The organism is Devosia sp. (assembly GCF_036676215.1).
Taxonomy (GTDB): Bacteria; Pseudomonadota; Alphaproteobacteria; order Rhizobiales; family Devosiaceae; genus Devosia.
The window spans coordinates 1-14,346 of sequence record NZ_JAKFDJ010000222.1 but is presented as its reverse complement, the minus strand read 5'-3'; the positions used below and the strand labels follow the sequence as shown (position 1 = coordinate 14,346).

Genomic DNA, 14,346 nt, shown 5'->3' with positions numbered 1-14,346 from the left:
TTGTTTACCGGTTGATGCCGCCACGAGGCCTTGCGACGGTCTCCCGTCACCGGATGGATTTTCGGAACGCCCGAAAAGCCTGCCTCGTGTGTGAAATCGCGCTGACACGCAGTCAAACGCAGGAGCGATATAGGCGATGAGGCACAAAAGAGCAAGGCCCGCGCCAAAGCGCCGCCTGCAGCGCGGTTATCATAGACGGACGGACCCCGAGACGTCTTTCGTCTCTGAGTAAATAAATATGAGACGACAGCCGCCTCGGGGTGCCGGGATTTATGGCGCGCGTGACTCTGGTCGGGCCTCGCCCGACACTTCCGCTTGCCCGAGCAGAGGCACGACCCCCTGCCCCCCGACTGTCGCCGCGCCATTGGCCGTGCACGCCGTCTCCGCGCAGCAATGGGGGAAGTATAGGCCAGCGCCAACGCGCGGGGATAAGTGGAGGATGGGCGCCAGAAAGCCCAGCAAACGCGGAGGTCACCCTCGGGCATGACCCGAGAGGACTGTACTTAACCGACATTCGGCAAGTGAAGAGCCCTCGGGTCGAGCCCGAGGGTGACGATCTGTGGGTGGATGAGATGGTGCCAGCGAAGGGTGGCGTTCTATTGTGCCCACATGGCCTTGCCCGGCCCCAGCGTCCCGGCCAGCGCCTCTTTTCGGTCGCACACCGGCAAAGCCCAGAATCGGCAAAATGTTCACGTAACCGTTAGGGAACCGCACACACCCCCTGTTGCATTATCCCCACATAGACCCGCGCGCGGACGCGGGGCCAAGGGTGAAAGCCCCAAAATGCGAGGGAGGATGGGCCAAAAGCTCGCCTCCCCCGCGCTTTTCTAGACTGCGGCAGATGCCAGCACATGCATGGCCGCAAAGGGGTGGGCAGGGGGCTGTCCGCTTCTGGTAGGTTGCTCGGATAAGCGGACAGCGACAGGTCGCACAAGCTGCGGGAGCGGGCCTATTCTAATGAGGCAGCGGTGGAAGGATTGCCTCTGTACGATCTCGCTCGCTCGCCAACCTCCACACTTCGTCTGCAAGCATGTTCGGATCGACGACAGGGAAGGAATCCACGACCATTCCGGCGGCCAAGGCCGCCACCATCCCTGTGGAGTTCTCGATCATGGCGCCCACATGCAGCATGCCAACAAAAACGCCGTCTGGCTGAACTTCGTCATGCAGCGTCATGACGTAGTTGCGGGTCGCTGCCATAGCAGGGCCCGGTCCGCTCATTCCGGCGAATGGAACAATGGCCGAGAGCCCATCGGCCACGATGAAAGCGCCATCGCCGCGCGAACGCATGCCGGGCATCAATGCATGAGCCAACTCGACTGGTGCCCAGGTCAGCAACGGCGAAACTGACTGCAGGTAGCTCGCCTTCAGGTCAGCGGCCGGGACGAAGTAAGCGTCGGCTGGGTTAGCAGAGAAGAGAGCAACATCGATCGAGCCAAGTTGGGATTCGATTGCCTGCACGAGAGACGGGATGGCGGTAAGGTCGGTCAGGTCGGCGGGAAAGCTCAGGGCTTCAATCCCCTGCTCCGCCAGTTTGCCCCTGAGCAGATCGAGGCCGGTCGGACTGCGGGCGATCAGGGCAACCTTGTAGCCTTCCCGACCAAATCGGGCTGCAACGGATGCACCCAATCCCGTCCCAGCTCCGAATATCGCGATAGTTTTTTGGTCAGTCATCAGGACGCTCCAGTGGTGGTATGTTTTCCTGACTACCTATGTGTGCTATCGCTGTTGCTGCACAAGAACGCAGAAATTTGGGGCCTAGTCAGATGCTTGTACCTACCCCTCCTCCTCAGCTCGGCACCTTACCCGCATGCCGGGAAGTGAACCAAATGCTCGGGCGCATGGGCGACAAATGGACAATCATGACCATCGCCATGCTGGTTCAGCGGCCCACACGGTTCAACGAACTCAAGCGGATGATCGGCGGTATTTCTCAGCAGATGCTGACGCGCACGCTCAGATCACTTGAGGGTGATGGGCTGGTCTTGCGAAAGGTGCATCCGAGTGTCCCGCCGCAGGTTGAATACAGCCTGACCCCGCTAGGACAATCGTTGGCGCAACCGCTGCTCGCGCTGGGAACGTGGGTCATGGACAATATGGGCGCCATTCAGAGCCACCGCGAGCAGATCGGCACGCCGCCTGTAACCAGCCGTTAGTCCCCAGACTCCCATGCTCTCCGAACCGCACGAACGACGAGTTCATTCGAGCATCACCGTTTGCTAGGTGTGCCCTGACCGCAATCGTGGAGGGCCATCGAGCGCCTCCACGTCGACCCAATTGCCCTGATCCTGAGGCTGGGCACCCACATAGCAATGGCAGCTTTCAAGCATCATGAAAGTCGGCCCGAATGACCAGACATCGCCCGCACCTAATGCAGCCTCACATCCGTAACCCCATCCAGCGCCTTGATCCCGCCGGCCACCTCGGCCGTGATCCGGTACGTCCCCGGCAGTTCGATCTCGTATTCCCGCGCCCCGCCGTCGCGGATGACGACGAAGTTGACGCTCCCCTCCCCGCCCCGCTTGAGCTGGGCGCTGATTGAGCCGAGGGCCTTGGCGTCGGCGGTAAACACCGTCAGGCGGCGCTCGATCGTGTTTTCGATGCCGTCGATGGGTTGCGCTGAGAGCAGCCTGAGGCTCACGCCCTCGGCCCGTTCGTCCGCCCCAACCTGCAGGATCACCGATTTGCCCGGCTGCAGCATGGCGCCGAATTCGTTGATCTGCTCGGAAAAGGCGATGACCTCAAAGCTGCCGCTCTGGTCGGACAGCGTCAGGATCATCATCGGCGTGCCCTTGCGGGTGCGCCGGTCCTGCCGCCCGCTGATCGTGCCGGCGAGGCGCCCCGCCGAGGCCCCGTCCTTCACCGCCCGCTCGAAGTCGCCCCAGCGCTGCACCCGCAGCTTCTCGAACATGTCGACATAAGCATCGAGCGGATGCGCCGAGAGGTGAAAGCCGATGGCACTGAGCTCGCGGTCGGCCCGCTCGGTGGTGGTCCAGGCCGGCACCCCCGCCGGCAGGCGCACCGGCTCGGGCTCGCCCACATCGAACATGTTCCACTGGCCCTCATTGCGCTCGGCGGTCAGCGACTGGGCCATGCCCATCACCGCCTCGATGGCGGCAAAGGCCACTTCGCGCCGCGGCACGATGTCGTCGAAGGCGCCGGCATTGACCAGCGTCTCCAGCGTCCGCTTGGACAGGATGCGCGGATCAACCCGGCGGGCGAAATCGCCCAGGTCCTTGAACGGGGTATCGCCGCGCGCCTCCACGATATGCTCGGCCACCTGCCGGCCCACGCCCTTGACCGCGCAGAGGCCATAGAGAATGCGCTTGTCCTTGACCGAGAACACCACTTCGGACTTGTTCACGCAGGGCGCGACCAGTTCGATCTCGTGCCGCTTGGCCTCGCTGCGGAACTCGGCCAGCTTGTCGGTATTGCCCATGTCCAGCGTCATCGACGCGGCCAGGAATTCATGCGGATAATGCGCCTTGAGATAGCCCGTCTGGTAGGAGACGAGCGCATAGGTCGCCGCATGGCTCTTGTTGAAGCCGTAATTGGCGAACTTGGCCAGGAGGTCAAAGATCGTATCGGCCTGGCTCTGCTTGAGCCCGTGCTTGATGGCGCCTTCGCGGAAGCGCTCGCGCTGCGCGTCCATCTCCGACTTGATCTTCTTGCCCATGGCGCGGCGCAGCATGTCGGCTTCGCCCAGCGAATAACCGGACAGGAGCTGGGCGATCTGCATCACCTGCTCCTGATAGACGATGATGCCATAGGTCTCGTCCAGCACCTGCGACAGGTCGGGATGGGGATATTCCACCTCCTCGCGACCATGCTTGCGGTCGTTGAACAGGGGAATATTGTCCATCGGACCGGGGCGATAGAGCGCCACCAGCGCGATGATATCCTCGAAACGATCCGGCTTCATGTCGACCAGCGCGCGCCGCATGCCGGCGCCTTCCACCTGGAACACGCCGAATGTGTCTCCCTTGGCGTAGAGGTCGTAGGTCGGCTTGTCGTCGATCGGGATATCCTCGATGCGGAAGCTGCCGCCATCGAGGTTCACCATGTTGACGGCATATTGCACCGTCGTCAGCGTCTTGAGGCCGAGGAAGTCGAACTTCACCAGCCCCGCCGCCTCGCTCCACTTCATATTGTACTGGCAGACCGGCATGTCCGAGCGCGGATCGCGATAGAGCGGCGCCAGATCCTGCAGCGGCCGGTCGCCGATGATGATGCCGGCGGCATGGGTCGAGGCGTGACGGAACAGCCCTTCGAGATTGCGCGCAATGGCGACGAGATCGGCGACCGTCTCGTCCTCGTCCGCCATCTGCTTGAACTGCGGCACCTCTTTCATGGTCCGCTCGATCGACCATGGATCGGCCGGATTGGCCGGCACCAGCTTGCAGATACGGTCCACCTGCCCATAGGGCATCTGCAGCACCCGGCCGACGTCGCGCAGCACGGCGCGCGCCTGCAGCGTTCCGAAGGTGATGATCTGCGCCACCTGGTCGGAGCCGTATTTCTGCTGCACGTAGCGGATCACCTCTTCGCGGCGATCCTGGCAGAAGTCGATGTCGAAATCCGGCATCGACACGCGTTCCGGATTGAGGAAGCGCTCGAACAGCAGGTTATAGGCCAGCGGATCGAGATCGGTAATGGTGGTCGCATAGGCCACCAGCGACCCGGCGCCCGAGCCACGGCCCGGCCCCACCGGAATGCCCTGCGATTTCGACCAGCGGATAAAATCAGCCACGATAAGGAAATAGCCGGGAAACTTCATCGACTGGATGATGCCCAGCTCGAATTCCAGCCGATCCCAATATTCCTCTACGCTCTTGCCGGGCGCAGTGCCGACGGTGGCGAGGCGTTCGCGCAGCCCCTCCTCCGCCATGGCGCGCAAGGCCGCAGCCTCTGCCGCCACGGCATCGGCTTCGCTGAGATCGGGCGCGGCCGCGAATTTGGGCAGGATCGGGCTGCGCGTCCGCGGCCGATACGAGGTGCGCCGCGCGATCTCGACGGTGGAATCGAGCGCCTCGGGAATGTCGGAAAACAGCGCCGCCATCTCGGCGCGCGTCTTGAAATAATACTGGTCGTTGAGCTTGCGCCGCTCGGTCTGCGCCAGCACGGTGCCCCCGGCAATGGCCAGCAGCGCGTCATGCGCCTCGAATTCCTTGGCCGATTTGAAGAAGGGCTCGTTGGTCGCCACCAGCGGAATGCCCTTGCGATAGGCATAATCGATCAGCCGCGGCTCGACGGCGGCTTCCTGCACCCGGCCATGCCGCTGCAATTCGATATAGAAACGGTCGCCGAACAGCTCGGCCAGCCGATCCAGCCTGCGCACCGCATTGGCGTCCTGCCCCTGGGCGAAGGCCATGTCGATAGCGCCTTCCGGCCCGCCGCTGAGGCAGATTAGCCCCTCAAGCCGCTCGCGGCTCAGCCAATCGAGCTGCGCCCGCGCCGTGCCGCCATCGCCTTCGAGATAGGATTGCGACACCAGCCGCGACAGGTTGGCAAAGCCTTCCTCGGTCTGCGCCAACAGCACCACGCTGGATTTGCCGGCCCAGGCCACATGCCCGCGCTCGCTGATCCGCTCCTCGCCGGCGGCGAAGTCGATGGCCAGTTCCACGCCAACCAGCGGCTGGATGCCCTTCTTGCTGGCCTTCTCGGAGAATTCCAGCGCGCCGAACAGGTTGCCGGTGTCGGCAATGCCCAGCGCCGGCTGGTTGTCCTCCGTGGCCAGCTTGAGGATGGTATCGAGCTGTAGCGCACCCTCCAGCAGGGAATACGCGGAATGGACGTGAAGATGGATAAAACCGGGACCGCTCATGATGGACCTTTATGACCGGCCCGGCGCGCGGATCATACCGCTTCCGGGCCGCAATCCACAGCCGGCGCAGGCGCCATCCCTTCTAGCTGCGTTTTCGAACCGCAAAACCGGTGTCCACTTTTGCTGAAAACGCTTGAGGGTCACACGAGTCGGGCCAGCACATCCATCCAGGTCAGCGAACCGATGGTGAAGGCGCCAAGCGTGACGAATGCGGCGAAGTCCTTGATGAAAGTGAGCATCTGCATCTCCCGTGTTGCTATAATGTTCTTATAGGTTCGTCTTTTGTTCTTGTCCAGCGTGACAAGTGGGAACAGCGGGGATTGGGCCTGCTTGGTTAGCGAAGTGTTAGGAAATGTTCACGGAGTTACCCGAGACGGGCGCTTGCGCGAGCACATTGACCGCCTCTCCAGTCCTTGAAAGACTGACTCCTCGCGCGCACCTCCCGCGCGTGATCTGTAGTGGTGCATACAATGTTGAAAGCCGTCGTATCCGCGATGTTCGTCCTCGGGATGACATTTGCCGCCAATGCTCAGTCAGCCGAAGAAACAATTTCCTTCCCGGTCGATGGCGCCAATGTCATCGGCACGCTTGCCCTCCCCGATGGCGAGCCCGCCCCGGTCGTCCTGCTGTTCCACGGCTTTGGTGGATCCCGCAATGAGATGGAAGTCCCCTCGATCGCCAAGGGGCTCTACACCTATACCGCCGAACAGCTTGCCGCCGCCGGCTATGCCAGCCTGCGCATCGATTTCCGTGGGTCGGGCGAGAGCGACGGCGAATTCGAAGATACGACCTATTCCGGCCAGATTGCCGATGGGCTCGCTGCTGTCGCACTCCTGCAGTCTGACGCCCGCGTTGACGGCACGCGCATCGCCATCATCGGCTGGAGCCAGGGCGGCCTCGTCGCCTCAGCCGTCGCGGGCCGCTCCGGCATTCCGGTCGCTACCGCCATCTGGGCCGGCCTGGGCGATCCCGAGGCGACCTTCACGGCCTTGCTAGGCCCCGAGCGGATTGCCGCTGGCCTGAAGACCGGCGATACCCCGGCGGAAATGCCGATGCCTTGGGGCTTCTCGCTCTACACCAGGCAGCCCTACTTCGAGGAAATCCTCACCATGAAGCCGTTCGAAGAGATCGCGGCCTATAAGGGCCCGCTCTTTGTCGCCGAAGGCACGGAAGACGAAGTGATCCCCGTCGGCACTGGCGACAAATTCATCGCCGCCCATGAAGGCCCCGAGGAACTCTTCGTCCGCCCGATGAACCATGGCTTCAACGTGTTTGTCGATATGACGACCTTTGACGAAATGCTGGACGCCACCGTGGCGTTCTTCAAGCCTTACCTCGACAGCTAAACCACAAGAGGAGGGCCGGAATTACCCCCGGCCTTCCTCAGCCTTGCGGGCAAGAATCGCGGGCGGTGATGCCGCGCCTGCTCGATCACCATCCCATTGCTGCACCGAGAGATGATCGATCGCACTTGATCGCACCCAGCAAGTCATACTAGATTTGAGGTACGTACATCATTGATCCGGAGGTCCGCCGACAAAGGAGCTTCGAAAGGCCAAAAGATGGAGGAACCGATGATCCGCCCACAATTCGTCATAGCAGATGAACAGTCGCTGCGAAGCCTGTTTCAGCCGACCCACACCCTGGCGACGCTGAAAGTCCAGCGCGCGCTCGACAGGCACGCGCAGGCCTTCATTCAGCGCTCACCCTTCCTCTGCATCGGCACGCAGGACATGGACGGCCATGCCGACGTCAGCCCCCGCGGCGATCCCGTCGGCTTTGTCCAAATCCTCGATCAGCACACGCTGGCCATACCCGACCGGCCGGGCAATAACCGCCTCGACAGCCTGAGCAATATCATCGCCAATCCGCGCGTCGGCCTGTTGTTCATCGTCCCGGGCTATGACGACACCCTGCGCGTCAACGGCACGGCCCGCCTCGTCACCGACCCTGCCCTGCTCGAGACCATGCGCGTCAATGACCGCACGCTGCGGCTCGCCATTGTCGTAAGCGTCGACGAGGTCTTCCTCCACTGCGCCAAGGCCTTCCGCCGCTCCCATCTCTGGGACCCGGCCCACTTCCAGGACCGCAGCGAGATGCCATCGCTATCCAAGATCATTCTGGACCAGACCAATGGCGCGCCATCGGACGACAACGAGATGCGCAAGATCGATGATGACCTGGAGGTTGAATACAGCAAGACACTCTATTGAGGCCGTTCTGGGCTCCTGCTCCTGAGGTTAAGCGGTCGCCGGCCAGCGTGATCACCTAAGAAAGTCGGTCTGCGCCCGCTCGATCACCAGCGAGCGGATAGCGACGTTGGCCGGCTGATCCAGCACGTAAAGAATGGCCTCGACCACATTGCGATCACTCAGCATATCTCCATCGCCGCGCTCGTGGTCCCATGCCGGCTCGGTCGGCAGCACATCCTCGATAATGCCGGGATAGACCGACGTCACCCGGACACGCGTCCCCATCAGTTCCTCGGTCAGCGCCTGCACAAAGCCGTTCTGCGCCGCCTTGGCAGCGACAAACGGCACCGACGAACCGCGCATTCGGGGATAAGGCAGGCCGCTCATCGACACCACGGTGTGGATATCCGCCGCAGGCCGCGCCCTGAGCAGCGGCAGCAGGCGTCGCGTCAGCGCCATCGTCCCGCTGACCGTCGAGTTGACGACCGACGCGATCTGCTCGTCGGTCTGCGCCTCGAAGGCGCCGCCAGTCCATTGCGACCCCGAATTGACCAGAATGTCGAGCTCCGGCGCCAGCAGCGCCACCTTGGCCGCCGCATCCGCCACCGAGCCCAGATCCGCCAGATCGCAGGCAATGCAATCCGGCCGCCGGCCAGTGCGGGCCTCGATCACCCCGGCAATCTCGGCCAGCCGAGCCGGGTTGCGCCCCAGCAGCAGCGGCAGCATGCCCCTATCGGCCGCGACGATGGCCAGGGCCGCGCCCAGGCCCCGCGCCGCGCCGGTAATGGCAATCGTCTTGCCCGCCAAGGTCATAGTGTTCCTCCCCATTTCCGAGCCACGACTGCCGGCAGGGCAACCGCCCCCCTAGTGGCCGTGCCGGTGGTGCAAATCAGGATAATGCGGGTGCTCGTGGCCCATCGGCTCATGCCGGTGCCAATGCGCATGCAGCTCTGTCACCGGTCCATCATGGGCATGCTGATGATGGTCGTCATGGCTATGCGCGTGATCGTGCTCGAGCGCTTCATGATTGTGCCAATGGTCATGCCGCTCCGAAAGATGCAGCCATAGCCCGAGCCCCATGAGCAGTCCAGCCGCTATGAGCTGGACAGTCAGACCCTCGCGAAACAGCAGCAGGGCCAACACCGCACCGATGAACGGAGCGAGACTGAAATAGGCCCCCGTTCGTGCCGTACCAAGGTGGCGAAGCCCAAGCATGAACATGACAAGGCTGACGCCGATGCCGAGGAACCCGACCACGGCCCCGCCCGCGACAACGGCCACGTCCGGCAACTGTGCCCCAAGCGCAAGGGCAAGGGCGAAATTGGTCGAACCCGCCACCAGTCCCTTGAGCATGGCAATCTGCACCGGATCGGCCGAGGACAACTTGCGCGTCAGGTTATTGTCGATGCCCCAGCAAAGACACGCAGCCGCGATGAACAGCCCACCCGTATCCAGTTCGAGGCCCTGACCGTTCCATGACAGCAAAACGGCACCGGCCAGGATTGCGGCCGCGCCGAGCAGCAGGCGCCTGTCGACGTTTTCCCGGAACACGATCCATGCAATTGCCATGGTCGCCAGCCCTTCCAGATTGAGCAGCAGCGACCCCGACGCGGCCGAGGTCCGCGAGAGGCCCAGCATCAGGAACAGCGGCCCCAGCATGCCGCCAAAGGCGATGACGGCCGCAAGCCACGGCATATCGCGCCGCTGCAGGGGCGCTTCTGCATTGGCAAGGCCGAGCAACGGCCGCCCCCAATGGACGAGAGCCAGGCCCGCGCCTGCACCAAGATAGAGAATACCGGCAAGCAGCCACGGATCGACCGTGCCGAGCAACACCTTGGCGAGGGGCGCCGAAGCGCCAAACAGCACGGCCGCGCCAAGGGCGAACGGAACGCCGGGCCATAGGTGGGAATAGTGATGGTGCTTGAGCATGCACCCAAGCTAGCACCGGGAACTGTCCGGCGCACCCCGGCGCGGCGTGTTTTGGCCGACGAGCGGCTTTCAGGATGGTGACACTGGCCCGCGAACGACCGAAATGCCGCGCGTTGCCGCCCGACGTCTACCGACCCCATTTTGGATGCTCAAGGCGATCCGATCACCAGCCGAAGCGGACGGGTCTAGTTGCATCAGAAACGGCAGCTGTTCCTGTCAATTCGTCGCCAGGTCGTCCTCCAGCATTGCTTGTTGCAGCCGGGTAAAACCAATCCCGGTGCCGGCCTCGCGAATATCGCCATCGGCTGGATCGCCGAAAACCGCTTGCTCGGTAAAAGTCATGGTCGTTGCACCCTCTCTGCCGACGAATTCGACCGTGACCAGCGATGAGGAGATGGCTATGCCATTGGTCCGCATCGTGTAGGCGTAGACGATCCGCTCACGCGGCAAAATTTCGAGAAAGGTGGCGAGCATGGCCTGTGCCGTCCCGTCCGGCATGTGCCAGACCATGCGCTCCCCACCGTCTACGCGAAAGTCGAACCAGTCCTCCTCGACGGTCCAATCGGGGTGACAGGCATTCCAGCGGCGCTTGAGCTGGTGATCCGACCAGAAGCGGAACGCATGGCCTGGGTTGCCCGGCAGCTCTCGCTCGATGACAAAAGTCCGGTGATCGACGGTCACGCCCATCAGTGATCCTTCTCTTCTGGAAGTTCGGCTATGAGATCGGCCAACCGGTCGAACGCCGCATTCATCTCGCGCTGCCGCTGCTCGATCCAATCGCTCATCGCCGAAAAGGCTTCCTTGTGCATGCGATAGGTGCGGACTCGGCCGACCTTTTCGCTGACCACGATGCCGCCCTCTTCAAGTACCCGAAGGTGCTTGAGCACCGCCGGCAGTTGCACGTCCGCTGGGGCTGCCAGTTCCTTGACCGACGCGGGCCCCTTCGAGAGCCTCTCTATGAAGCTGCGCCGGTATGGGTCTGCCATTGCCTGGAAGAGGCGATCGATATTGTCCGGTTCAGTCACGCTGCAGGCTCCAGGAAGCGCGCCGGCATGGCATCGCGATATGGGAAATACTGAAAATAGGGCTGTGCTTCCGCGATCACGCGTTGCACCGATGGCCGCGCCAGCAGGCGCTCCAGATAGTCCTGCAATTGCGGCCGGCTATCACCAAACGGATGAACGATGGACCCGAAGAACAAGGCTGGCAGCGCCGAACAATCCGCCATGCTAAACGCCTCTCCGGTTATCCAGTGCCTTCCATAAAGTTGGCCCTCGATCATGTCATAGGCGGTTTCCAGCGTCACGTGCGCTTCTGCAACCCCATGGGAGTCGGTGGCGCCTTCGGGCCGGATGCGGTCACCGACGATCTTTTGCATCGGCACGCTGACATAGAGGTCAAAAAAGCGGTCCCACAGACGAACCTCCAGTTGCTGCTCTGCCTCGCTCGGGATTAGTCGGACCGGTCCGGGCCAATGCTGTTGCAGATATTCGATGATGATGCTGGTCTCGGCGACCACCCTGTTGCCGACGCTGTCGTGCAACACCGGGATTTTGCCCACCGGCCACCGCTCAATATGGGCAGCAGCGGACCCGGCGTTTGAAAAGTCGACAATACTGGCCTCGAAGGACGTGCCGTTCTCATAAAGGCCGATCAGTACCTTGTGGCAGAACGAGGCGAGTGGGTGGAGGTAGAGCGTGAGTGCCATCAGCTGATCCAATAGTTTCCAGTTTCGGAAACTGATAGCGCATCTCTCCGGCAAGATCAAGAAAGTTTCCATATGAGGAAACTTTGGCTGGTCAAGTTCTGCCGTTCTGGGCGTCTGCTTTTCGAGGTCGATAGGCGAAAGCGGCCTTTCCGCTCCCCACCCCAAGTCAGCCCTAACGGCAAACGCAACGAATGGGCGGTCCAGAACAACAAAGGGCCCGGATCACTCCGGGCCTTCCGTTTCAGTTCTTATCGGCCGTCGCCTTGGGCTTTTTCGGCTTGGGCAGGGCTTTGGGCTTGGCCGGGCGCGGGGGGACCGCGATCAGCTCGAGCTTGGCTTCATTGCCTTCGCCGACCACGGCCACGGTGACCGTGCCGCCATTGACCAGTTCGCCGAAGAGGACCTGATCGGCCAGCGGCTTCTTGATGTATTCCTGGATCACGCGGCCCAGTGGGCGCGCGCCCATGCGTTCATCATAGCCCCGCTCGGCCAGCCAGTCGGCGGCTTCGGGCTGCAGCACGATGGTGACACCACGCTCGGCCAGTTGGCCTTCCAGCTGCAGCACGAACTTTTCGACCACGCGACGGACGACGTCCCGCGGCAGCGGCGCGAAGGAGATGATCGCGTCGAGCCGGTTGCGGAATTCCGGCGTGAACAGGCGGTTGATCGCCTCTTCGTCGTCGCCCTGCTCGCGCTTGCGGCCAAAGCCGATCGGCGCTTTCTGCAGGTCCATGGCCCCGGCATTGGAGGTCATGATCAGGATGACATTGCGGAAATCCACCGACTTGCCGTTGTGGTCGGTCAGCTTGCCATGGTCCATCACCTGCAACAGGATGTTGTAGAGATCGGGATGGGCCTTCTCGATTTCGTCGAGCAGCACCACGCAATGGGGATGCTGGTCCACGCCATCGGTCAAGAGACCACCCTGGTCAAACCCGACATAGCCCGGAGGCGCGCCGATCAGCCGGCTGACCGTGTGGCGCTCCATGTACTCCGACATATCGAAGCGCAAAAGCTCCACCCCAAGGGTGTCGGCGAGCTGTTTGGCCACTTCGGTCTTGCCGACGCCGGTCGGGCCGGTGAACAGGTAAGAGCCGATCGGCTTTTCCGGTTCACGCAGGCCGGCACGCGCCAGCTTGATCGCCGACGACAGCGCGGTAATGGCCAGGTCCTGGCCGAAGACCACCGTTTTCAGGCTCTGCTCGAGGCTGCCCAGCAGGTCGGCATCGGACTTGGAGACCGATTTGGGCGGAATGCGCGCAATGGTGGCGACGGTCGCCTCGATGTCCTCGACATCGATCACCTTCTTGCGCTTGTCCGGCGTCACCAGCATCTGGCTGGCGCCGGTTTCGTCGAGCACGTCGATCGCCTTGTCAGGCAACTTGCGGTCGTTGATATAACGCGCGCTCAGTTCCACCGCCGCCTTGAGGGCGTCGTCGGTATACTTGATCTTGTGGAACTCTTCGAAATACGGCCGCAGGCCCTTCACGATCTCAATGGCATCGGGCACGGAAGGCTCGTTGACATCGATCTTCTGGAACCGGCGCACCAGGGCCCGGTCCTTCTCGAAGAACTGGCGATACTCCTTATAGGTGGTCGAGCCGATGCAGCGGATCGCCCCCGAAGCGAGAGCGGGCTTGAGCAGGTTCGACGCATCGAGCGCCCCACCGGAGGTCGCGCCCGCACCGATCATGGTGTGGATCTCGTCGATGAACAGCACCGAATTCGGCAGCTTTTCCAGCTCCTTCATCACGGCCTTGAGGCGTTCCTCGAAGTCGCCGCGATAGCGCGTGCCGGCCAGCAGCGACCCCATGTCGAGCGCATAAATCACCGCTTCCTTGAGCACTTCGGGCACATCGCCCTCGATGATCTTGCGGGCCAGGCCCTCGGCAATAGCCGTCTTGCCCACGCCGGCATCGCCGACATAGAGCGGGTTGTTCTTGGACCGCCGGCACAGGATCTGGATGGTCCGGCGCAGTTCGGCATCGCGCCCGATCAGCGGGTCGATCTTGCCCTGCCGGGCCTTCTCGTTGAGGTTGATGCAGAAATCGGCCAGGGCCGAGCTCTTCTTGGCCTCGGCACCCCCTTCAGTATTGCCTTCTCCGTCCTCGGCACCGCGCACCTTGCGCTCCTCGCTGGGACCCGATTTGGTAATCCCGTGGCTGATGAAGTTGACTGCGTCCAGCCGGCTCATGTCCTGCTGTTCGAGGAAATAGGCGGCATGGCTTTCGCGCTCGGCAAAGATGGCGACGAGCACATTGGCCCCCGTAACCTCTTCGCGGCCCGATGACTGGACGTGGATCACCGCGCGCTGGATGACGCGCTGGAACGCGGCGGTCGGCCGCGCATCCTGGCCATTGGCCACGATGAGACTGTCCAGTTCTTCATTGATGAAATCTTCGAGGTCGCTCTTGAGCGCGTCGACATCGACGTCGCAGCCGGTCAGAACGGCGATCGTTTCACGGTCGTCGGTCAGGGCCAGCAGCAGGTGCTCGAGCGTAGCGAACTCATGGTTGCGCTCGCGCGCCAGGTTCATCGCCTGATGCAGAGCCTTTTCAAGTCCGCGGGAGAATGAGGGCATATGATGTTCCTATTGCTTTTCCATCACGCATTGCAGCGGATGCTGGTTCTTGCGTGCCGTATCCATGACCCGTGTGACCTTGGTCTCGGCCACTTCGTATGGATATACGCCG

Annotated in this window: 12 protein-coding genes; 3 read left to right on the top strand and 9 right to left on the bottom strand. The window is 62.5% G+C overall.

Features of this window, described 5'->3' with window-relative positions; translation table 11 throughout:
- Window positions 1–954: 954 nt before the first annotated feature.
- Window positions 955–1,674 (bottom strand): SDR family NAD(P)-dependent oxidoreductase, encoded by a 720-nt coding sequence (locus V6M52_RS18345; protein WP_332692801.1) that lies wholly within the window; start codon window positions 1,672–1,674, stop codon window positions 955–957.
- A gap of 38 nt (window positions 1,675–1,712) precedes the next feature.
- On the opposite strand from V6M52_RS18345, the gene V6M52_RS18340 reads away from it, so the two are divergent.
- On the top strand, window positions 1,713–2,156 hold the full coding sequence (locus V6M52_RS18340) for a winged helix-turn-helix transcriptional regulator (RefSeq protein ID WP_332702375.1): 444 nt from the start codon (window positions 1,713–1,715) through the stop codon (window positions 2,154–2,156).
- Window positions 2,157–2,368: 212 nt separating this feature from the next.
- On the opposite strand, the gene dnaE is transcribed toward V6M52_RS18340, so the two are convergent.
- On the bottom strand, window positions 2,369–5,824 hold the full coding sequence (dnaE, locus tag V6M52_RS18335; protein WP_332702373.1) for a DNA polymerase III subunit alpha: 3,456 nt from the start codon (window positions 5,822–5,824) through the stop codon (window positions 2,369–2,371).
- 470 nt (window positions 5,825–6,294) lie between these two features.
- Between dnaE and V6M52_RS18330 the strand changes: the two genes are divergently transcribed.
- The gene (locus V6M52_RS18330) at window positions 6,295–7,170 is read left to right on the top strand and encodes an alpha/beta hydrolase family protein (RefSeq protein WP_332702371.1); all 876 of its coding nucleotides are present in this window, start codon (window positions 6,295–6,297) and stop codon (window positions 7,168–7,170) included.
- A 228-nt stretch (window positions 7,171–7,398) separates the two neighbouring features.
- Window positions 7,399–8,037, top strand: coding sequence for a pyridoxamine 5'-phosphate oxidase family protein (locus tag V6M52_RS18325; RefSeq protein ID WP_332702369.1), 639 nt, complete (start codon window positions 7,399–7,401; stop codon window positions 8,035–8,037).
- Between the two features lie 51 nt (window positions 8,038–8,088).
- On the opposite strand, the gene V6M52_RS18320 is transcribed toward V6M52_RS18325, so the two are convergent.
- The 7 genes from V6M52_RS18320 to V6M52_RS18290 form a co-directional block, all read right to left on the bottom strand.
- The gene (locus V6M52_RS18320; RefSeq protein ID WP_332702367.1) at window positions 8,089–8,829 is read right to left on the bottom strand and encodes an SDR family oxidoreductase; all 741 of its coding nucleotides are present in this window, start codon (window positions 8,827–8,829) and stop codon (window positions 8,089–8,091) included.
- A 51-nt stretch (window positions 8,830–8,880) separates the two neighbouring features.
- Window positions 8,881–9,945: a DMT family transporter gene (locus V6M52_RS18315; protein WP_332702365.1), complete on the bottom strand. Its 1,065-nt coding sequence runs from the start codon at window positions 9,943–9,945 to the stop codon at window positions 8,881–8,883.
- 216 nt (window positions 9,946–10,161) lie between these two features.
- Window positions 10,162–10,632, bottom strand: a complete 471-nt coding sequence (locus V6M52_RS18310; protein WP_332702363.1) for an SRPBCC domain-containing protein — start codon at window positions 10,630–10,632, stop codon at window positions 10,162–10,164.
- On the bottom strand, window positions 10,632–10,970 hold the full coding sequence (locus V6M52_RS18305) for an ArsR/SmtB family transcription factor (RefSeq protein WP_332702361.1): 339 nt from the start codon (window positions 10,968–10,970) through the stop codon (window positions 10,632–10,634). The genes V6M52_RS18310 and V6M52_RS18305 overlap by 1 nt, the downstream gene beginning before the upstream one ends.
- Window positions 10,967–11,653 carry a glutathione S-transferase family protein gene (locus V6M52_RS18300; RefSeq protein ID WP_332702359.1) on the bottom strand — a complete coding sequence of 229 codons (687 nt, stop codon included), beginning with the start codon at window positions 11,651–11,653 and terminating at the stop codon, window positions 10,967–10,969. Before V6M52_RS18300 ends, V6M52_RS18305 begins: the two co-directional genes overlap by 4 nt.
- A gap of 241 nt (window positions 11,654–11,894) precedes the next feature.
- Window positions 11,895–14,234: an ATP-dependent Clp protease ATP-binding subunit ClpA gene (gene clpA, locus V6M52_RS18295; protein ID WP_332702357.1), complete on the bottom strand. Its 2,340-nt coding sequence runs from the start codon at window positions 14,232–14,234 to the stop codon at window positions 11,895–11,897.
- 9 nt (window positions 14,235–14,243) lie between these two features.
- Window positions 14,244–14,346 (bottom strand): ATP-dependent Clp protease adaptor ClpS (locus V6M52_RS18290; RefSeq protein ID WP_332702377.1); only part of this gene is annotated, 103 nt, incomplete at its 5' end.

Excerpts from the sequence above, each read along its gene's own strand:
- V6M52_RS18345 (WP_332692801.1), bottom strand. The coding sequence starts at position 1,674 with ATGACTGACCAAAAAACTATCGCGATATTCGGAGCTGGGACGGGATTG.
- V6M52_RS18340 (WP_332702375.1), top strand. The coding sequence starts at position 1,713 with ATGTGTGCTATCGCTGTTGCTGCACAAGAACGCAGAAATTTGGGGCCT.
- dnaE (WP_332702373.1), bottom strand. The coding sequence starts at position 5,824 with ATGAGCGGTCCCGGTTTTATCCATCTTCACGTCCATTCCGCGTATTCC.
- V6M52_RS18330 (WP_332702371.1), top strand. The coding sequence starts at position 6,295 with ATGTTGAAAGCCGTCGTATCCGCGATGTTCGTCCTCGGGATGACATTT.
- V6M52_RS18325 (WP_332702369.1), top strand. The coding sequence starts at position 7,399 with ATGATCCGCCCACAATTCGTCATAGCAGATGAACAGTCGCTGCGAAGC.
- V6M52_RS18320 (WP_332702367.1), bottom strand. The coding sequence starts at position 8,829 with ATGACCTTGGCGGGCAAGACGATTGCCATTACCGGCGCGGCGCGGGGC.
- V6M52_RS18315 (WP_332702365.1), bottom strand. The coding sequence starts at position 9,945 with ATGCTCAAGCACCATCACTATTCCCACCTATGGCCCGGCGTTCCGTTC.
- V6M52_RS18310 (WP_332702363.1), bottom strand. The coding sequence starts at position 10,632 with ATGGGCGTGACCGTCGATCACCGGACTTTTGTCATCGAGCGAGAGCTG.
- V6M52_RS18300 (WP_332702359.1), bottom strand. The coding sequence starts at position 11,653 with ATGGCACTCACGCTCTACCTCCACCCACTCGCCTCGTTCTGCCACAAG.
- clpA (WP_332702357.1), bottom strand. The coding sequence starts at position 14,234 with ATGCCCTCATTCTCCCGCGGACTTGAAAAGGCTCTGCATCAGGCGATG.